Here is a 20,606-nt window from a genome sequence, read left to right on the forward strand (position 1 = left end):
GCTATATCTTTTAGAAAGATTCTGAAATCGTATGAAGAAAACCTTACTAACGCTTAGCCTGCTAGCTCTAAGTGCAGGAATTTCCAATGTATTTGCCCAATCGACCTTAGACTACGTTTATGACGTATCAAAAGATGTAAGTTCAGGATCTGCCCGCTTTAAATCGATGGGTGGTGTCAACACCGCTTTAGGAGGTGACATCAGCTCCATTAGCGGCAACCCTGCCGGACTTGGATTCTATGGTCAATCCGACATTTCCGTTTCGCTCAATTATTTGAACAACAACAATAAAGCGAATTATTTCGGAACAAATACGGATCACAACCATGGGAAGTTTGGACTGGAAAATGTGGGTATTGTTTTGCACATGCCTACTGCCAATGGCGGCTATGGCTGGCAGAATTTCAATATGGGTATTAGTTACGACCGCTCAAATAACTTTGCTAATCAGATTGTCTATTCCGGCGTCAACAATGCCAATACAATCGTTCAATATTTAAGCGATCAGATGTTCGAATTCCCTGATTTCTCCTCTGATTTTGCTAAGTCTAATCTGGTGGAAAGCTTCAGCAATCCGGCAGACGGATTTTTTCCAATCGTGCTAGAAGCGGATCCCAAGTCGCAACAGATTGACGTGTTGACGAAAGGATATAAAGCGAAAACCACCTTATCTTTCGGTGGAAATTACAACAATAAATTCTATCTGGGCGGTAGCCTAGGTTTAGTGTCATTCAAATACGACCGTACTTACAGTGTATTTGAGAGTGGATGGACAAAAACTGCCGATGAAATCAGACCGGATGCCAATCCCAACTCTGGCTTTCTAAATCCTTCAAATCCAAAACATCAGTACACGGATATCAACTACGAGCTAACCGACTATGAAGATAACAAGCTTCGCGGGACAGGCGTCAATGTTGCTTTGGGTATGATCTTCAAACCGACATGGGATTGGAATATCGGTGTAAATATCGTCTCCCCTACTTGGACCACAGTAAATGAGGAGAAAAACCTCGAAACCGTTGCAAATTACTATAAGGATGAAAATGCAAGCAACACGTTCTTGCCCACTTATAACTCCACCCCCTCATTGGCGTCTTATGATTATGGCGTAATCTCTCCGTTAAAAGCTTCAGTAGGTTTAACAAAGTTTTTCGGACGCGGTTTAGTTTCCGCTGATCTGGAATTTGCCGATTACAGCAGCATCAAATATCGTGAGACATCTGCCGCAGTGGTAGATTTCACGGAAGAAAATGAAATCAACGCGAGTATTAAGAAAGAATATAAAAGTGCTGTGAATTTTCGCGTCGGCGGGGAATTGCTATTTACCGACCGTTTAAGCGGCCGCGCGGGATTTAGCTACTACAGCAGTCCTATTAAAGGAATAGACAGCGGAGACCACATGACGAGCGTTGGATTAGGCTATATCATCAATCAAAACTTGTATGTTGATCTAGCAGCAATCCAATATAAAAAAGAGACTTATCATAGCTCTCCTTACTCCCTAGCAGGATTATGGAATAGTCCTGCCCCTACCGCAGAAGTGAAAAACTCCAAAACAAACGTTGTTCTAACACTGGGAGCGAAGTTCTAATTACAAAGATTAAACTATCGACATAAGTGAGCCTGTTCTAAAAGAAAGAACAGGCTTTCTTTATTCATATCAAACCCCAATCAAAGCCCTTTCCGAGCGGGCTTGATTGGGGTTTGTATTGGGTTTGTATTGGGTTTACAAGGGGATTGAGTAGTAGTAAGTATCTCTATTAGATGTTAGACATTAGATATAAGACATTAGACTTTGTCTTGAACCAAGAAAGGAAGGATAAAAGGATGACCAGGGGCGGGGCAAAAATCTGATATCTAATGTCCAACATCTAGGTTGAACCTTTGCAGTACGCCACGCTATAAAATCTGATATCTAATGTCCAACATCTAAGTTGGCCCTTCGCAGTACGCCACGCTCTAAAATCTGATCTCTAATGTCTTATATCTATGAATTATAACTATAATTCATTAACTTTAATCATTAGTTATTTATTTATCACTAATTGACCAATGTTATGAAAAAAGTATTGATTAATGCTATCGGGGCAATTGTATTGTTCGGAGCGACTTGGTATCTATATGACAGAAAGTACCCTGCTGATGCTTTCTATTTGAAAGCATTATACTGTCTATTTATCACCTTTATTTTGGGTGTTTTTATTCTGTTTTTCGGGGCTAAATTAAAGAAACGGCAACAGAAGCGATCTTAATGTCTTGTAAAAAATAATGGGTTGAATATGTTATTCAACCCATCTTTGTTTTATGCTTTGCGCTCAGAGAGTTTCCGGACAAATAAGTTATAGTTTTCATGCTTTTCGACATAAATCTGTTCTCCAGCGTCGATAAAACCGTCTAATGCAACGGCATCATACCATACATTGTCAATCTCTATTTTTCCCCCGGGGCGGAGTACCGTCTTAGCAATTCCTTCTTTATTTATCAGATTGATCTTTTGCACCGAAGAAGTATATCCTACATCAGCGCGTTGTTCATCCTCCAGTACCAGTTTCTTGAATCCTGAAGATTGAAGTATATTTTTTCCAAAAATTACGGCTAGAATGATCGCTCCGACCATCGCGCCTATTACAATTATAAATGAGTTCATTAAGAGCCCTGGTTGAGCAAGTTTAAAATCAAAGTAATCATTAGCAACCATTGAGAATGCTAATCCGCATAATATCAGAATAATTCCGGATATGCCGGCGACACCAAACCCTGGTATCACGAATATTTCCAAGGCTATCAGTATGACGCCGAGGACAAATATCGCAATCTCCCAATGATCTGCAAGGCCCTGCAAATACAAGGGTGCGAAAAATAAGGTCGCACAGACTAAGGCAACGACCAGTGCAAAGCCAATACCCGGAGACTGCATTTCAAAATAAATACCGCCAATAATACCTATGATCAGAATACCACTGACTAAAGGATTAATAAGGAACCCAATGATCATATCGATTAAAGTGGTCTGATGTGCTATTACATCGGGACTGCTGATTTGCAGGTCAGAGAATATATTGGCTTGACTTTTCACTTCTTTCTTTGCGAGGCCTATCTTCACGGCTTCTTGTGTGGTCAGTGTGAGCAGTTTACCATCCTCCTTCAATGTCGGTATAGAGATACTTGGGTCGACAAAGGCTTCGGCCAGCTTTGGATCTCGCCCCTTAGCTTCGGCAGTGGCGCGCATTAAGCCGCGCATATAAGACTGATATTTCTCAGGGAGCAGTTCTCCGCTTTGGTTGACGACGGATGCTGCACCAAAACTTGAACCGTCTTGCATGTAGATGTAATCGGTCGCCAAAGAGATCAACGCACCTGCGGACGCCGCGTTGTTATTTACGTATGCAATGGTCTTCATGGGAGCTGCATTTAAGAGTGCAGTCCGCATCGAATCGGCAAAATTTAGGGCTCCTCCGTAGGTATTTAGCTCCAATAATAAATAATTTGATTTATTGGCTTTTGCTTCTTTAACTGCGTTTTTCAGGGTTCTCCAAGCATTAGGACCGATATCGTCCTTTATTTGTACAGAATATACCGATTGTGCCTTGCTATTCAGGATGGTCAGCAAACAAATGACGATAATACCTAAAATGTATTTTGTAAATTTGTTCATAGAAAATGATTTTATCACCGATCAGCATATTTTATCGGATGACTAAATATACAATAAATAAAATTTTTGAACGAAGCTTTCCAGCCAATATCTGGAAAATCGAGATTGACCCGGTACAGTCCTTGGTCGCGGTGGAAACGCGTGACTTGGATTCTACCGTTGCTTCGTTTTCGGTGTTCGATTTTACGGGTAAAGTTGTAAAAGCGCCCTGCACTGCCGAGGCCAAGGAGTGGACTCTCGACGCCATTCAGGATGGATTCCTGATCCTGAAACGAATCGGCGAGCATCGCCCTATCCAAGAAGGCATACAAATTATTGAGATTGCGACCGAGCAGGTCGTATTTTCCAGCTATGAGTTTATCCTGTTAGACGTATTCGAGGATGTGGTGCATGCGCGACATCGCTCCATCTCATCCGGGGAGACTATCCTGATCGATATACGGACTGGAAAATATGCGCCGGCGAGCGATCGCAACTTCCGTTTTGCAAGTAATAAAATTCAATATCCTCTCACCTACCCAAACAAGCCCGAATTCCTCAGCAATGAGGCTATTGAGGGTCCTTTATGGCTTAGTAAGTGTTGTCAGCATTACATTTGGTGTTACCACGTTAAGAATAAAGATAATTTAAATCTCATTTTAACGTTAAGTGATTTAAACCACAAACTGGACCGACAAGTCATATTGGAAAATATGGATAAATTGATTCCGCAACCTTATTTTCAGATTGACAAACAATTATTCTTTATGTCATTCAATAAGCGGGATATTATTTCATATTTAGTATAATTGCATAAAATGAAAAAACAAGCATTCAAATTTCAGTCTTTGAAAAAGACTTTTATTATATATTCTTCGTGTTTTGTATTGATGGGGGTCGCAACGGCACAGGCACAGACAAACACAAGTCAGAAAACAGAAACAATCAACGGAAAGACATTTATCATACATACCATTGCTGCCAAGGATACCTATTATCAATTGAGCAGACAATATGGCGTACCGGTGAAAACAATTATGTCTGCGAACAATCAGAAGAACCTTCGTTTAGGTGATGTTGTTCGTATCCCGACTACCGCAGCAGCTCCTGCTGAGAATGCAGCAGCGAAGAAAGACAGCACGAAAGAGGTGATCAATAACGTTATAGCGGAACAATCCGGACAAGTATTAACACAGTATAAAGTTGGTCCTAACGAGACCTTATATTCCATCGCGAAGCGTTTTGCTACCAATGTAGAGAGTATCAAATCGATGAATAACTTGACTAGTGACATCGTGCGCGAAGGACAAACGCTAAAAATTCCTGATGGAAAAATTGCTATCCAGGAACCCGCTCCTTCGGAGCCCATCGAGTTACCTATTCCAGATGTAAACCGTCAGCAAGAGATTGAATTCGAGACAAATCGCTATGGCATTCGCGAGAAAAAAGAAAAGGGTATCGGTATTTGGATGGACAATCTAGAATCAAGTGGAAAGAGCAATCTAGCGCTACATCGCACCGCTCCTGTAGGAACAATCTTAAAGATTACGAATCCTTTGACGAAAAATATTACCTTTGCGAAAGTTGTAGGAAAATTTTCTGATACGGCCGATAGCCGCGATGCAATCGTTATTCTCTCGAAATCGGCAGCATCCAATATTGGTGCTTTCGACAAACGTTTCTTAATAGAAATTACCTACGGCGCTCCAATCGAAAATTAAGAGTAAGCATGGACAAACCTTACGTAATAGGTATAGCAGGAAGTAGTGGGTCGGGTAAAACCTTTTTCTTAAAAAGCTTCTTAGATCATTTTTCCCCTGATGAGATCACCTTGATTTCTCAGGATGATTATTATATCCCCGCGAACACGAAAACGCAAGAGGAAAACAGATTATATAACTTCGATTTACCCACTTCCATCGATAGAAATGCATTCTACTCGGATATCAAAGATCTATTTGATGGGAAAACGGTATATAAAGAAGAATACACTTTTAATAATCCAGCATTAACACCGAAGATGTTGGAAATTAAACCCGCGCGTATTTTGGTGGTCGAGGGATTATTTATTTTCCATTACGATGAAGTCAATCAGCTATTGGATTATCGGATCTTCCTTGATGCCGAAGAATCCATTGCATTAAGAAGACGTCTTCGAAGAGATTTGTTAGAACGTGGATATGACCATGACGACGTGATGTATAAATGGATTAACCACGTGGTGCCATCTTACAACGAGTACTTGTTACCATTTCGCGAAACTTGTGACCTCGTAATTCAAAATAATACAGACGAGCCGGCGGTTATACAAAGCTTTACGAACGATATCGCATCAGAATTACGTAAAAGAATCTGCTAGTTATTTTTAATCAATCTAAATTACCTATATTTGTAGCATGTTTGAAAACATGATACGTCTACAAGTGATTGATTCAACGCCTTTTGACAGCAACAAAGGACATCATCCGTTTCAGGATCATGGTGAAATTGTTTTTAAAAAGTGTTGTAAGAAATACAAGCGAGGCAAGCGCTGCAAAAAGTGCCCTGATCGCTAGCATATTATTCCTCGATAAAATTTAAATCCTTGTCAAAGCTCTCCTTCAGACGGCTCAGGGCAAAGATTGCTATTCCCGAGAGTAGCACAATCATGATGATTGCTGCCGGGAGTATCCCCACCCAGTTGACAAAAACGCCATAAAGTATTGTTGATGGAATCAGTGCCCCGCGCACAAAGTTAGGCGCTGTCGTCGTTACGGTCGCTCTTATATTGGTGCCGAATTGCTCTGCTGCAATCGTGATAAAGGTCGCCCAATAACCAACTCCCAATCCCATAAAGAAGGCAAGCCATAGGAACTCAGTTTCCGTGATACCGTAACGCGTGAGGTAGATACAGGAGAATAAAAGAATAACCAACTGGTAAACCAATACGACTTTCTTTCTAGACTTAAATATTTGCGCGATTAGCCCCGCGAGAAAATCGCCAAGCGATATTCCTAAATAGGTAAACATAACGCCCTTTCCTGCGCTCAATACCGTTTCCGCATGCAAGGCCTGCCCTATCTCTGGCGCTTGAGTAACCAGCACACCGACAACAAACCATATCGGCAGTCCGATACATAGGCAGTAGAGATAGCGTTTAAAGCGCGCTTTATCGGTAAATAGCATCGAGATCTTTCCCTTTGCAACCTTTTTGTCGCTTATTTGATTGAACATCCCTGATTCGAATACGCCTACGCGCATCAGAAGCAACAGCAATCCCATTCCTCCACCCACAAAACAGGCTGTTCTCCAGCTGTACCATTCAGAAATATAATAGGCTAAAATAGCCCCTAGAACACCTACACCAGCGACAATCATCGTTCCATATCCACGCTTCTTCCGATGCATCGTTTCACTCACGAGCGTAATACCGGCCCCCAGCTCCCCGGCTAAACCTATACCCGCAATAAACCGTATGATGCCATACGTTGTGACATCTTGTACAAAACCATTTGCAATGTTTGCGACGGAATACATCAGTATCGAACCAAAGAGTACTTTAATGCGTCCATATTTATCGCCTAGAACGCCCCAAATTATCCCACCGATAAGCAGCCCTCCCATTTGCATATTCAACACAAACTCTCCTTTAGTCCGCATCTCCTCAACAGGGACACCGATATCCGTGAAAGATTGAATTCTAACAATAGAAAAAATAATGAGGTCGTAGATATCGACGAAGTATCCGAGCGCCGCCACGAATACCAATATCCACACATTCTTTGTGTTAGGTTCTTGATTAGTCATAATACTAAAATAAGCATGATCCGCGTTTTTAAAAGATATTATTACAATTAAAAGGGATATATTCTTGTAAATAAGCGTTATTTTTGGGCCATGAGATTATCTCCGAAAACCATGAAATGGGCGCTAAGAATTTATCCGCCCTTCTTCTTCCAGCGGATTTGGGTGAAAAACATCTTGGACAATTACCTGGGTGCCGACCTGAAGATCTTCAAGAGTATTTTCAATATCAATTCGAACAATACTATTTTCGGAGGAACGATCTTTTCTGCCATTGACCCCTTCTATCCCATCCTATTAGATCAGTATTTTAAGCATCAGGGTATCCTCCGCACCGTTGCCTGGTTAAAGACGGCTCATATTGAATATAGAAAACCCGGGCGAACGAGCATGAAGTTCAGCATACGTTTGGATGAGGAAGTACTGAAGGAGGCTTTGGAAACCATACAAACGCATGGTAAAGTCGTGAAGACTTTTGCGACACATGTCTACGACAAGAACGGTACGCTTTGCGCGGTTGCGCATAATGAGATCTACATTCGAAATCTAGACTTTGATTTCGACTCCTACTACAAACAAAAAGCTTCTCAGGAAGCGAATTCTATACAACAATAAATTATATCACATGAAAAATTTAGCTTTTATTACATTAGGAATCAGCATGGCTATGGTATCTTGCCAAAACAATACTGATGAAACCAAAAACCAAAAGCTAGGCGCTGAAGCCATCAGAATACATGATGAAATCATGCCTCAAATTTCTACGTTTGATAAAACGACGGTTAAAATTGATTCCATCCTTGCCAATCTTGCTGAAATCAAATCAGCAAAAGCAGATTTAGATACTGCAGCTGCGCGCGTTGAATTGACGAATCTGCAGGATAGCATTGAAGCGGCAACTGATAACATGATGACCTGGATGAAGGATTATGACGCTGCTAGCACCGATGATGCTTATCAACAAAAAGAACTAGACAAGATTACGGCAATGCAAAAACAGTTTGAAAGTGTTGCTAATCAAATCAATAAATCATTAACTCCATTTAATCAATAAGATAGTATGAATAGACTATTCAGTTCAGCCATCCTAGCAGTATTTCTAAGCGGTATATTCGCTTGTTCATCATCGGACAGGAAACTGCCAATCTATGGAGAAAGAACGCCTGTGGAGAAAGAAATAGATGGTAAAAAGGTAGTTGACACGGTTTATCAAACTATTCCTGACTTCAGCTTTTTAAATCAGGATAGCGTTCAACTAACGCAGGACTTTTTTAAAGGGAAGATCTATGTTGCCAATTTCTTTTTCACACATTGTCCGAGCATCTGCCCGACGATGCAGCGTAATCTGTTGAAGGCCTACGAGAAATATAAAGGGAATGATAAGATCGCTTTCCTTTCGCACAGCATCGATTTTAAATACGATCAGCCTTATATCCTAAAGGACTATGCCAACAAACTAGGCGTTGATAACGATCAATGGCAGTTTGTGAATGGTTCAAAGGCGGATATCTATGGTATGGCGGATCGCTATCTAGTTTATGCGAAAGAGGACGCGAATGCTCCCGGAGGCTATGACCACCAAGGCTATTTAGTAATCATTGACCCTGACAAAAGAATTCGCGGCGCCTATGACGGAACCGATCAAACACAGGTCAACAAGTTGTTAGAAGACTTAGATGTTATATTAAAAGAGTATAAGTAATGCTCCGACGATCTACCTATTTCATCTTGAGTCTTGTCTTTGGGTTATATTCGTTATTCTCCTGTCAGTCGGGATTAAGCGTCGAAACCATGCAATATGCCACCAATGGGCAAAAAGTCTATACGACGCATTGTCAAAATTGCCATGGAGCAAACGGTGAGGGATTGGGAAAACTTTATCCTCCTCTAACGGACACGCTGTTTCTAAATGTTAATCGCGACAAACTAGCTTGTATCGTTAAGAATGGTATGACTGGGGAAATAACCGTTAATGGCGTTAAATATAACCAAGAAATGCCAGGTGTGCCTCAGATGAACTCAACGGACATCGCATACGTGTTGACTTACGTGACGACGTATTTTGGAAATAGTAAAACACATTTTACCAAAGAACAAATAGAAAAGTACTTGGCAACCTGTGAATAGATTTTACCCAATAGCAATAAGATTTTAGACCTTTGAAGAAATTCAAGGGTCTTTTTGTTAAAAGGCAATATAGTCGAGGCAAAATTTGCCGCATAGCAAAAAATAATTGGAATCTTTCAGAGACCCGCACTAGCTATCAGGCGTGGTAATTGTGATTAATCGATATTAAGAAGAAATATTGCTTTAAAGGCTTAAAAACGTGGTTTCTATAAAAAGATAAAGGTTTTCAAACGGGGAGAATGAAAACCTTTAATAACCAATTATAAACCTAAATTATGATACTACAAAGGTAAGTGTAAAACATACACATGTCAAGTCTTTTTGTGAAATTTAACAATTTATTAACATTGACTCCTACGACTGCTCAATCGCTTTAGCACTTTATAACGATTATTTGACAAATGCGCCTACCAAAAATGCCTACATTTGCAACCGAATGAACATTCAATTGACAGAAAAAAAAGAGCAAATCATCCTTAGTACGCTTAACTTAATCCATCACTATGGATTTCATGGGACTCCTATGAGCAAGATTGCGAAGGAAGCCAATGTGGCTGTAGGCTCTATTTACCATTACTTCCCTTCAAAGGAAGATTTAATTATTGAACTGTATTGGTATTGCAAGGAGAAATTGAATTGCGATGTCTTTACGGGACTCACGCAGGAGCAATCCTACGAATATCGATTTAAAACAATCTGGAAGCGTTGGATTGGCTTTTACCAGCAGAACATAGAAATCTTCGGATTTCTAGATCAGTTTTATGGTTCTCCTTTTTACGAGGAGGTCCGAAACAATGTGTTGGGACAAAAAGCAGAACGAAACAAATTAATTCATTTCATCGACGAAGGAATTCGAGAAAAACATTTGAAAGATCTAAATGTTCGTTTAATACTCTCGATCTATCTGGGAGGCGCTATCTCCCTCTTTCGCAACTGTTTAGTATCGAAAGAGGACATTCTGGAAGAGGAAATGAATCAATTAGTAGAAATTATTTGGAACGGCGTTAAAATATAAGTTAGAAACATGAGATTAAAATTTAAGGAAATCGTAGTATACCTATCGGTAGCTTGTACTACCATCGGTATTAGCCAAGCGCAACAAGCTGGTTCTTTGAACAGCAATGCCACGCTTGACGAGCTAATCAACTATGCATTAAGCAACAAGATCGAGCTAAAGCAAGCACAGATCGACAAGGAAATTGGAGAACGTGAAATTGCATCAGCACTATCAGGCTGGTTTCCACAGATTAACGCTAATGGAAATTACACGCATAATATACAGCTTCCTACCGCGAACATCAATGGTCAGAATATCAACATGGGACAAAAAAACACCGCATCATTGGTATTTCAAGCTGACCAAGCGATCATTAACCCGGGATTGTTTCAAGCATCCAAGGCCTCAAGATTTATTCGCGAACAAAACAATTTGAATATAGAAGACACACGCATTAACACCGTGGTCGACGTTAGCAAAGCTTACTATGATATCCTTACTAGTGAGGAGCAAATAAATATCATCAATGAAAACATCGCTCGCTTACAAAGACAATACACTGAAGCCAACGCACGCTATGAAACAGGTCTAGTCGATAAGACAGATTATAAACGTGCGCAGATTTCATTGAACAATGCAAATGCAGAACTTAAATCGGCAAACGAGTTTCGCCGTTATAAATATGATTACCTGAAGACCTTGTTGGGACTAAACCCATCAGCCCCGGTTAGCTTATCATTCGAAAACCAAAACATGGAGTCGAACATCCTTTTAGATACCACCGAGCTATTGCAATATGCAAACCGTGTTGAAATTAAACAATTGCAGACCTTACAAAATCTGCAAAAGTTGAATACACAGTATCAAAAATGGAACTACCTTCCACGATTAGGTGCATTCGCAAACTACGGTCTAAACTATAGAAACAATCAATTCGGTGATCTATTTCAAGACAACTTCCCGAACTCCAGCGTAGGATTGAGCCTATCTATTCCGATCTTCCAAGGAACGAAACGCGTTCAGGAAATCCGCAAGTCGGAGCTTCAAGAGTCTAGACTGGATTTAGAAATGGAGAATCTGGAGAATCAAATTGGCGCACAGTATTCCGCTGCTATGGCATCTTACCGTGCCAACATGAACGAATGGAGAAATGCAAAAGAAAACATGGACTTGTCTGAAGAGGTGTACAACACCATCAAACTTCAATACGACGCAGGTGTAAAGACTTACTTAGAGCTTATGACTGCAGAGACCGATCTGAAGACCAGTCAATTAAATTACCTGAATGCACTTTATGCGGTATTATCAAGCAAACTAGACATTCAGAAAGCATTAGGAACAGTAAACATTAGCAATTAATCAACCACAAGCAATCAAGATATAATGAAGACAAATCACATATTAACAGCACTTCTATTAGGAACAGGATTATTTCTACAATCATGTGGAAATAAAGAAGCTGGGAAACAAGGCGCAGGGCCTGGCATGCAAGCACCAGCGACCCCAGTAACAACCGCTACAGTTGGCAAAGAAGTCGTAACGGGCATCCGCTCCTACCCTTCCAATGTTGTTCCTTTACAAGAGACAGAAATACGTGCTGAAGTATCCGGATATATTACAAATATTTATGTTGCCGATGGTGCTTATGTAAGCAAAGGACAACGCCTATACGAGATTGATCGCGTGCGTTATGCTGCTGCTGTTGATCAAGCACGTGCAAATATGGAAATCGCAAAAGCGAACCTTGCTCGTGTTGAAAAGGACTTGCAACGCTATGAGAAACTTGCTGACCAGGACGCGATTGCTAAGCAGACTTTAGACTATGCTTACACCGACGTCAACAACCAAAAAGCACAAGTACAAGCTGCTCAAGCAGCACTAACAACGGCCAGAACAAACTTACAACGCTCGGTTATCGTTGCACCGTTCTCAGGAAATATCGGTATTTCTCAAGTACGTACAGGTGCTTTAGTGAGTGCTGGAACAACGCTTTTAAATACTGTGAGTTCAACAAACCCGATTGCTGTTGAGTTCCAAATCAACGAAAAAGAGATTGCTGAATTTACCGGACTTCAAACTGGCAAGTCATCTACTAAGATTAACCTGACTTTACCTGACGGAAGCACCTACGGATCATTAGGCCGCATCTCTACAATCGACCGCGCTGTCGATCCTCAAACAGGAACGCTAAAAGTACGTGCTTCATTTGATAATCCTGCAAATACCTTACGCGCAGGCTTAAACTTAACATTGAATGTAGAAAGTACAACAGCACACGAAGAAATGGTTATTCCATATCGTGCGATATTCGAACAGTTAGGATCATTCTCAGTGTACACAGTAAATGATAGTAGCGCAGTAGACTTGAAGCAAGTTTCTTTAGGTCAAAAACTTGGAGATAAGGTTGTAATTACCAATGGTCTTCAAGTCGGTGAGCGCATTGTCGTAGACGGTGTTGCCGCATTGAAACAAGGAGCTAAGATTGTTGAAAACAACAATGCGAACGCTCAACCAAAGAAATAATTTGCTAAGTCCCAACATATTCATAGATAATGATTTCAGAAGTATTTATAAAGAGACCGGTAACCGCGATGGTTATCTCCATATTGATCACGATCATTGGAGCTATTTCCATCACGACCTTACCTATCAGTCAGTATCCCAATATTGCGCCGCCTACGGTATCCGTAATGGCGAACTATACCGGTGCTGATGCACAGACAGTAGAAAAGACAGTAACAACCCCGATTGAGAGCCAGATCAACGGTACGCCGGGGATGATTTATATGAGTTCGAACAGTACCTCTGACGGTGGTTCTCGTATTACGGTAACCTTCGAAGTAGGTACAGATATCGATATCGCAACGCTCGACGTTCAAAACCGTGTAAGTATTGCTGAACCCGTATTGCCAGAGGCCGTACGTCGTTTAGGGGTAACCACACGTAAAGTGAACACGGATATCTTGATGATGATATCACTAACCTCACCTGACGGATCACGCGATGCGAACTTCTTGGCAAACTATGTCAACCTGTATCTGAAAGACGCCTTATTGCGTGTTAAGGGTGTGGGTGATGTGCAAGCCTTCGGACAGCCGTTCGCTATGCGTGTATGGTTAGATGCCAACAAACTAACGAACTTAGGACTTACCCCATCTGATGTGAGTACAGCAATTGCTGAGCAAAACTCACGTATGGCAGGGGGTAGCGTTGGTGCTCGTCCGCAAGAGAATGCACAAGTATTCGAATACCCGATTGTACTTGACTCCGATTTAGAAGAAGTTGAAGATTTTGAAAATATTGTCGTAAAAACAAACACAGACGGTTCCATCGTTTTATTAAAAGATGTTTCACGAGTAGAGCTAGGACAATTTAACTACGGTATCACGACGAAAGTAAACGGTGAGACAACATCCGGAATGATGATCTCGCAAACACCGGGAGGAAACGCCGTTGAGACTGCAGATGGTATTTACAAGGCTTTAGAGGAATTGAAAAAGTCCTTCCCTAAGGGCGTAGACTATGTGGTCGCTTATGAAACAGTTTCTGTTGTTAATGCATCCATCAGCTCGGTAATCCATACTTTGATCGAAGCATTGATCTTAGTAACCTTAGTTGTATTCTTCTTCCTTCAAAGCTGGAGAGCAACCCTGATTCCATTGCTAGCGATTCCAGTGTCCATTGTCGGTACCTTCATCTTCTTCACGCTATTCGGATTCTCGGTAAACAACTTAACGATGCTTGCCTTTGTCCTCGCGATCGGTATTGTGGTGGATGATGCTATCGTTGTGGTGGAAGCCGTGCAGCACTATATCGACCATTATAAGATGGACGCCAAAGAAGCTACGCGAAGAGCCATGCAAGATATTACGGCGCCGGTTATTGCCATCGCCCTTATCTTGGCGGCGGTATTCGTGCCGGTAGGCTTTATCCCTGGTATGGTGGGGCAGCTGTATCAACAGTTTGCTATTACGATTGCGGTATCCGTAATGTTATCGGCATTTATCGCGCTTTCATTGACACCAGCATTATGTTCCATCATGTTGAAGCCTACAGCAATCCACAAAGATTCAAAAGGCCTAAACAAGTTCTTCTACAAGTTCAACATATGGTTCGATAAAGTAACTTACCGCTACTCAAAAGGCGTTAAGAAAGCGATCAAAGCGGCTCCATTAGCGTTAATTCTCTTGCTTTGTATTTTTGTAGGAACAGGACTAATGTTCACCAATAAGAAAACAGGCTTTATTCCTGCCGAAGACGCTGGTATCTTCTTTATGGGGGTCAACCTTCCAGAGGGGGCATCAAGTGCGCGTACAGAGGCTGTATTACAGGAATTATCGGATGATTTGAGAAAGACCTTCCCAGAAATACAATATGTGACGGCAATTAACGGTATGAACTTATTGAACAGATCGGCAAAACCTAACGGTGCCAGTTTATTTGTTTCACTTTATCCATGGGAACAGCGAGAGAAAACAGTAACAGATATTACCGGAGCCATCATGGGCAAATACCGTGGATATACGAAAGCATCTGTTATTGCTGCAACGCCTCCTCCAATTCCAGGTCTTGGATCATCGGGTGGTTTCACCATGGAAATCCAGGATAGACAAACGGTGGATATCAAGCAGTTTGAAGGGATGATCGGCAGATTCTTAATGGCGGCAAATCAACGTCCAGAAATCGGAATGGCCTATACCCTATTTAATAGTAATTCACCGAACTACAAACTGAATGTAGATCGTGAAATGGCGAAAAGAATGGGTGTACCATTGACCAATATCTACAGTACTATTTCCGCCTATATGGGTAGTAGTTACGTAAATGACTTTACAAAATATGGCCGTAACTTCCGCGTAGTAACGCAGGCAGATACCAGCTACAGAATGCAAATTGAGGATTTAAACAAATTATACGTCAAGAACGTAAAAGGACAACCTGTCCCATTGACGAATTTAGTGCGTTATGATTTGATTACAAATCCTTCCATTGTGAACCACTTTAACATCTTCCGTTCGATCCAGATATCTGGGGAGGCGGCTCCAGGATACTCTTCAGGGGATGCTATCGCAGCACTAGAAGAAGTGGCAGCACAAACCTTGACGGATGGATATTCATACGAGTTCTCGGGAATTTCTTTACAGGAGAAACAATCGGGTAGTAAGACCATACAGATCTTTGCGCTCTGTATTTTATTCGTATTCTTGCTGTTAGCATCGCTATACGAAAGTTGGTCTGTACCATTCTCTATCCTATTATCTGTTCCTCTTGGTGTATTCGGAGCAATCCTTGCCCTGACTTTATTACCGCAGCTGGATAACAACATCTTTGCGCAAATTGGTTTAGTAACCATCATTGGTCTTGCTGCGAAAAACGCGATCCTGATCGTGGAATTTGCAAAAGAACGGGTGGATATCGGGATGAACTTGTTGGATGCAACGCTTGACGCCGTAAAACTTCGTCTACGTCCGATTATCATGACATCCTTAGCGTTTATCTTAGGTATTATTCCTTTGATGTTGTCAACCGGTGCGGGTGCTGTTTCACGCCAAACAATCGGCTGGACAGTATTCGGTGGGATGACCGCAGCAACATTCTTAGCTATCTTCTTCGTACCAGTGCTATTCGTTGTGATTACACGACTAGCCTACGGTAAAAAGAAACTCGCCGAATTGGAAGCGAATTTCGATGAAGAAAAGAAAAAGAACTTGAGCGCCCATTAGGGAGTAGTTAGTATTTAGTACTTAGTAGTTAGACCTATGGCGGCTACTGATGAAATATTAGTTAGTAGTTAGTAGTTAGTACTTAGTAGTTAGACCTATGGTGGCTACTGATGAAATAGTATATAGTAGTTAGTACTTAGTATAAAGACCTATGGTGGCTACTAAAGAAATAGTATAATCTTAGTATGATGAAGAAGCTGTTCGAAAGGACAGCTTCTTTTTTTGAAGCTTTGTTTTAAGTAAGAGAGTTAGTCTTGACGCAGAAAAAAGGATGAAAGTATTGGCAGGATCATTCACCATAGGTCTTTATACTTAGTACTAACTACTAAACACTATTTAGCGTCTAAAATCTAATGCCGCAATAGGTCTTATTACTAAGTACTAACTACTAGCTACTATCAAAAAAAAAAGGCTCTCCGATTTGGAGAGCCCTAAAAACTTGTAATCTGCATTAGGAAAAACATATATTTCGATCACAGTTTTTGACCCATATTTATATCCTTGAGGATTTTTGTATAATCATATTGCAAACCTCTCGGTAGCTTCTGAATTGCTTTCTCTACTTCCGAATGCTCTTTTTCTGAACGATTGATTTGATATTGAAGAAGCGCCAAGTTGACTTTATCTTCTTCTTTATCGCTTGCTTTAAATGCATCTTTACTCCATTGATGAATTAGTTCAACAAACTGCTTATCTTTTTTCTCAGCGTATTTAGCAACATCTGAAGCATATTCTATCTTTTTTCTATCACTGATTGTTCCTGCATATTTAGTGATATAAGTCTGTAGCGCAGGATAATACTTATCCCATTGAAACGCTACTCTATAGAAGTTCAACTTCGTATAATCCATTAAATCTTCCACTCGATTAGCATATTTATCTTTAAACACAGCTTCATAGACAGACCAATCTGGATTGGGATTTAGTATATAGTACCCCATAGCACTCCTTCTCCCTACATTGGATTGAATTTCTTCGAAATAAATAATTCCGCGGATGCTTCATAATATAGTGATAGTCTATGTGGATGCTACTCCTATAATCAGTTAACTACAACATATCCCTATATAGATTATAAAATTTTTTTTTATAAAAAAAGGGCATAGTTTCCACTATACCCTCTTGTTTATTGATGATCAGTCTCTCCTATTTGACAAACTCAACCTTACCAGTTGCATCGATTAACACTTTCCCTCCCATCACACTCTCGCCAGAAGGAAGCACATTGCTTATATCGGAAGGTAAACTCATGCTTAGTTTATTTTCAACGACCGTAAAATTAGTATCCGACAATTTCAAATCTTTTAAAATAAAATCCTCCGGACCAAACATCACCTGTACGGTGTATGACCCTTCCGAATTCCGATAAGCTGTAGTAATAATCGGCTTTCCACCTTCCAAATCAAAACGTTCAACTGCTTGTGCCGCACGGTACCCGGATAATACTTTTCCGTCTGTATTTAACAACATGACCCAATCGCGGTTATCTCCATTTGTGACTTGCGGATCGATCACAGATTCGACACGAACAAATCCGGGTTTCCCTTTTAGATATTCGATACGTGTCATTCCCTCGATGTGCGGAAGACCATCTATCAGCATTTTAGGCTGGCTCATATCAAAAATATAGTATTTCCCATCAGCATTGTATCCCCCAACGAACGGAAAATTATCCTTATACATTAAATTTTCTAACTGATACTTCTCTTCTACCAGCAACTTATTATTATGCACGATGTTGACCAAACTCTTATCATTACGGCTGATATTCACAAAAAAATAATCCGTAGAATCGATCGGACTCTTCATTATCGCGGAAACGTGCCGTACTTCTAATTCAAAAGGCAAGATTAATGCCTTTGCATTACCGTCATAAACCCCCGAAGCTCCATTCTTCTTTACTTCATAAAGATGATTGGAAATTGGTCTCGCATCATCATAAGAATAGGGTACTATTTCTCTTTTCTCTAGCAAACTGTATAAACCAAAACCTTTCCCATCATTGGACGCTAAAATAGTATTGCTAGAAATTACATTTATGTTTATATGCCGATCTCCATGGACAAAACGCTGCCCTAAAAAATTTTGCCCTTTCGTATCGATTAGAAAATATTCCTTGTCATCGACAATCAAATACGAAATTGTATTATCTTTTATAAACTCAATAGATTTATTCTTTGGCTCCAGTACAATCTCCTCCGACTTATTCATCGCCCCAAAGCGATCTCCTTTTCGAAATACGATTAGTGCGTCACCATCGTAGGGTAGGACGCGAATGTTGAAATCAGCTTTCTGTGTTGTATTGGTTGCGAGATCAATAATGTCGATATCTTGAAACTCATTCCATACAAATCCTCCGCCGTCGTTAAATCCATTGATCGAATTTGCGACATACGCTTTTCCCTTAGAAGAAATGAATATGAGCGGACGTTTTTCATTCAAAGTTGCTACTTTTTCGCCTGCTGCATTAAGGATAATCTTGTCATAGTAGTTCTTCTTAGAAGTCAGCAAAAGGAAGCTTTGTATCTGCTCTCCGTCATATTTCTTTTGATATTCCTTCGGTATTTCTTGCCCCAAAGAAATTGTCGCCCAAAGACTAGCTCCTAAAATTAATGCCCCTGTTTTTAATTTACGTTTCATGTGATTCTTTAATTTTTAATAAAAGTAAAAAAAACAGAATAAATATTACCCATCAGTGAGAAATATTATTAAATAAAAAAGGTAAAAAATAAATTGCAATAGAACCTTAGACTCGTCAGTTCTTTGACAAGCTCGAATTGCGCTTAAGATTTATTAATAAAAGGGAATACAATATATTTCAAGCCTGATCGAATGGCTTTTAGGGCTTATGTTAGGTTCGCTTCAACCGTTTTTTTCGGCAATCTCCAGTTCCCTTGCGATTTCTTGGGCGATAATTTGTCTGAATCAGGAAAGGAAGGAACTAAGGATGAACAGGATTCTGCCAACCTTTAAATCCTTCCTTTCCTGGTTCTAAATAATAGACAATTCTGTTTCCAGTTTGCCTCTTACGCTAATTGTCCATCCCTGAAATAGGTTGACCACAAAATGGAGGTACTAAATGCAAACAAATTTGCGGTTAATCAGGAAATCACGGGTTTATTCTGATGATTTTAAGCGGGAAATAGTTTCCCTATTTGAGAGTGGGAAGTTGAGTGTTCTACAGTTAGAGCGGCTTTATGGAATAAGTAATCCCACGATCTATAATTGGATCTATAAATTTTCTAACTTTAATGAGAAAGGACAACGTATAATGGAGATGAAATCAAGTAGCACCCACAAAGTAAAAGCCATGGAACAGCGTATCCGTGAACTGGAGCGGATGATCGGCCAGAAGCAGATCAAGATCGATTTCTTGGAGAAGATGATCGACATCGCTGGAGAGGATCTTAAGGTCGATATCAGAAAAAATTTCAACACCCCACCATCGGATGGTTCCGGGAACACGCAGGAAAAATAGATTATTCCCTCAATCAGCTTTATAGAACCGTTGGTATGAGCAAACAGGCGGTGCATCAGCGCGCTGTTCGCCATTCCCGTTATCAGGTTCAATTCGCTGAGCTGATCGAAAAAGCGGATAAAGTGCGTAAGGAACATCCCGGTTGTGGGGTGGAAAAACTGTATTATATGCTCCGTCCGGATTTTGTGGGGAGAGATCGTTTCATAGAGACCATGATGTCTTTAGGATATCGATTGAAGGTCAAGAAGAACTATCGCAGGACGACTCGCGGGCTTTCCACAGCCTACCCTAATCTGATCAATGGCTTGGTTGTAGGGACTCCCAATCAGGTTTGGCAATCGGACATCACCTACTTCTACGTGGGCGATAGGTTCTACTATGGAGTGTTCATTATCGACGTTTACACCAAAAAGATCGTTGGATATCAAGTATCCAATCATATGCAGTCAACAGCTAATCTTAAGGCACTACGAATGGCCCTTAAGAATAACGGGGCACCCCAATATCATCATTCAGACCGAGGTGCCCAATATCATGCGACAGCTTATCTGCAGCTGTTGAAAGAGAATAATTGCAGGGTGAGCATGGGCAAGAGTGCCCAGGACAATGCATACGCTGAGCGGATCAATGGAACCATCAAGAATGAGTATCTGGATTATTGGAAGCCCAAGACGTTCGAAAGCTTAAAAAAAATGGTCAATAGAGCTGTCAAACAGTACAATAAACGAAGACTGCACAACTCATTACATAGGATGTCGCCAGAGAGTTTCGAAGAAAAGTGGTTTAGGGAGATATTGTCTCCTAAACCACTAATAACTATATTTGATCAAGTTGATAAATTGTAAAAACGGTCAACACTAT

General features: G+C 40.7%; 19 protein-coding genes. 15 read left to right on the plus strand and 4 right to left on the minus strand.

Annotated features, from left to right (window positions below; genetic code table 11):
• Positions 1-31: 31 nt before the first annotated feature.
• Together QYC40_RS13275 and QYC40_RS13280 are read left to right on the plus strand one after the other, a co-directional pair.
• A complete protein-coding gene (locus QYC40_RS13275; protein ID WP_301990620.1) occupies positions 32-1,594 on the plus strand; it encodes a hypothetical protein in 1,563 nt (520 codons plus the stop codon).
• Positions 1,595-2,060: 466 nt separating this feature from the next.
• Positions 2,061-2,255, plus strand: coding sequence for a hypothetical protein (locus QYC40_RS13280; RefSeq protein ID WP_301990621.1), 195 nt, complete (start codon positions 2,061-2,063; stop codon positions 2,253-2,255).
• Positions 2,256-2,305: 50 nt separating this feature from the next.
• Here the strand turns inward: QYC40_RS13280 and QYC40_RS13285 are convergent, their stop codons facing one another.
• Positions 2,306-3,658, minus strand: coding sequence for a nodulation protein NfeD (locus tag QYC40_RS13285; protein ID WP_301990622.1), 1,353 nt, complete (start codon positions 3,656-3,658; stop codon positions 2,306-2,308).
• A gap of 38 nt (positions 3,659-3,696) precedes the next feature.
• Between QYC40_RS13285 and QYC40_RS13290 the strand changes: the two genes are divergently transcribed.
• Genes QYC40_RS13290 through QYC40_RS13300 form a run of 3 tightly spaced genes read left to right on the plus strand, consistent with a single transcriptional unit; the run spans position 3,697 to position 5,996 of the window.
• Positions 3,697-4,446 carry a hypothetical protein gene (locus QYC40_RS13290; RefSeq protein ID WP_301990623.1) on the plus strand — a complete coding sequence of 250 codons (750 nt, stop codon included), beginning with the start codon at positions 3,697-3,699 and terminating at the stop codon, positions 4,444-4,446.
• Between the two features lie 9 nt (positions 4,447-4,455).
• Positions 4,456-5,358 (plus strand): LysM peptidoglycan-binding domain-containing protein, encoded by a 903-nt coding sequence (locus tag QYC40_RS13295; protein ID WP_301990624.1) that lies wholly within the window; start codon positions 4,456-4,458, stop codon positions 5,356-5,358.
• Between the two features lie 8 nt (positions 5,359-5,366).
• Positions 5,367-5,996 carry a uridine kinase gene (locus QYC40_RS13300; protein ID WP_301990625.1) on the plus strand — a complete coding sequence of 210 codons (630 nt, stop codon included), beginning with the start codon at positions 5,367-5,369 and terminating at the stop codon, positions 5,994-5,996.
• 200 nt (positions 5,997-6,196) lie between these two features.
• Here QYC40_RS13300 and QYC40_RS13305 read toward each other — a convergent pair whose 3' ends face one another.
• On the minus strand, positions 6,197-7,423 hold the full coding sequence (locus tag QYC40_RS13305) for an MFS transporter (RefSeq protein ID WP_301990626.1): 1,227 nt from the start codon (positions 7,421-7,423) through the stop codon (positions 6,197-6,199).
• A 111-nt stretch (positions 7,424-7,534) separates the two neighbouring features.
• Here QYC40_RS13305 and QYC40_RS13310 point away from each other — a divergent pair, with 111 nt between their 5' ends.
• The 8 genes from QYC40_RS13310 (at position 7,535) to QYC40_RS13345 (ending at position 16,267) form a co-directional block, all read left to right on the plus strand.
• A complete protein-coding gene (locus QYC40_RS13310) occupies positions 7,535-8,035 on the plus strand; it encodes a hotdog fold domain-containing protein (RefSeq protein WP_301990627.1) in 501 nt (166 codons plus the stop codon).
• Between the two features lie 10 nt (positions 8,036-8,045).
• On the plus strand, positions 8,046-8,474 hold the full coding sequence (locus QYC40_RS13315; protein ID WP_301990628.1) for a transposase: 429 nt from the start codon (positions 8,046-8,048) through the stop codon (positions 8,472-8,474).
• A gap of 6 nt (positions 8,475-8,480) precedes the next feature.
• Positions 8,481-9,122 (plus strand): SCO family protein, encoded by a 642-nt coding sequence (locus tag QYC40_RS13320; protein ID WP_301990629.1) that lies wholly within the window; start codon positions 8,481-8,483, stop codon positions 9,120-9,122.
• Positions 9,122-9,547 (plus strand): cytochrome c, encoded by a 426-nt coding sequence (locus QYC40_RS13325; protein WP_301990630.1) that lies wholly within the window; start codon positions 9,122-9,124, stop codon positions 9,545-9,547. Before QYC40_RS13320 ends, QYC40_RS13325 begins: the two co-directional genes overlap by 1 nt.
• 436 nt (positions 9,548-9,983) lie before the next feature.
• Positions 9,984-10,562: a TetR/AcrR family transcriptional regulator gene (locus QYC40_RS13330; protein WP_301990631.1), complete on the plus strand. Its 579-nt coding sequence runs from the start codon at positions 9,984-9,986 to the stop codon at positions 10,560-10,562.
• Between the two features lie 9 nt (positions 10,563-10,571).
• On the plus strand, positions 10,572-11,903 hold the full coding sequence (locus QYC40_RS13335; protein ID WP_301990632.1) for a TolC family protein: 1,332 nt from the start codon (positions 10,572-10,574) through the stop codon (positions 11,901-11,903).
• A gap of 24 nt (positions 11,904-11,927) precedes the next feature.
• The gene (locus QYC40_RS13340) at positions 11,928-13,067 is read left to right on the plus strand and encodes an efflux RND transporter periplasmic adaptor subunit (protein ID WP_301990633.1); all 1,140 of its coding nucleotides are present in this window, start codon (positions 11,928-11,930) and stop codon (positions 13,065-13,067) included.
• Between the two features lie 29 nt (positions 13,068-13,096).
• Positions 13,097-16,267: an efflux RND transporter permease subunit gene (locus QYC40_RS13345; RefSeq protein ID WP_301990634.1), complete on the plus strand. Its 3,171-nt coding sequence runs from the start codon at positions 13,097-13,099 to the stop codon at positions 16,265-16,267.
• A gap of 473 nt (positions 16,268-16,740) precedes the next feature.
• Here the strand turns inward: QYC40_RS13345 and QYC40_RS13350 are convergent, their stop codons facing one another.
• Together QYC40_RS13350 and QYC40_RS13355 are read right to left on the minus strand one after the other, a co-directional pair.
• Positions 16,741-17,208 (minus strand): hypothetical protein, encoded by a 468-nt coding sequence (locus tag QYC40_RS13350; protein WP_301990635.1) that lies wholly within the window; start codon positions 17,206-17,208, stop codon positions 16,741-16,743.
• A 205-nt stretch (positions 17,209-17,413) separates the two neighbouring features.
• Positions 17,414-18,907: a WG repeat-containing protein gene (locus tag QYC40_RS13355; RefSeq protein ID WP_301990636.1), complete on the minus strand. Its 1,494-nt coding sequence runs from the start codon at positions 18,905-18,907 to the stop codon at positions 17,414-17,416.
• A gap of 439 nt (positions 18,908-19,346) precedes the next feature.
• On the opposite strand from QYC40_RS13355, the gene QYC40_RS13360 reads away from it, so the two are divergent.
• Positions 19,347-19,745, plus strand: coding sequence for a transposase (locus QYC40_RS13360; RefSeq protein ID WP_301990012.1), 399 nt, complete (start codon positions 19,347-19,349; stop codon positions 19,743-19,745).
• 35 nt (positions 19,746-19,780) lie between these two features.
• Positions 19,781-20,590, plus strand: coding sequence for an IS3 family transposase (locus QYC40_RS13365; protein WP_301990011.1), 810 nt, complete (start codon positions 19,781-19,783; stop codon positions 20,588-20,590).
• Positions 20,591-20,606: the final 16 nt, after the last annotated feature.

The sequence above is a fragment of the Sphingobacterium sp. BN32 genome (assembly GCF_030503615.1).
In the GTDB taxonomy this organism is placed as follows: domain Bacteria; phylum Bacteroidota; class Bacteroidia; order Sphingobacteriales; family Sphingobacteriaceae; genus Sphingobacterium.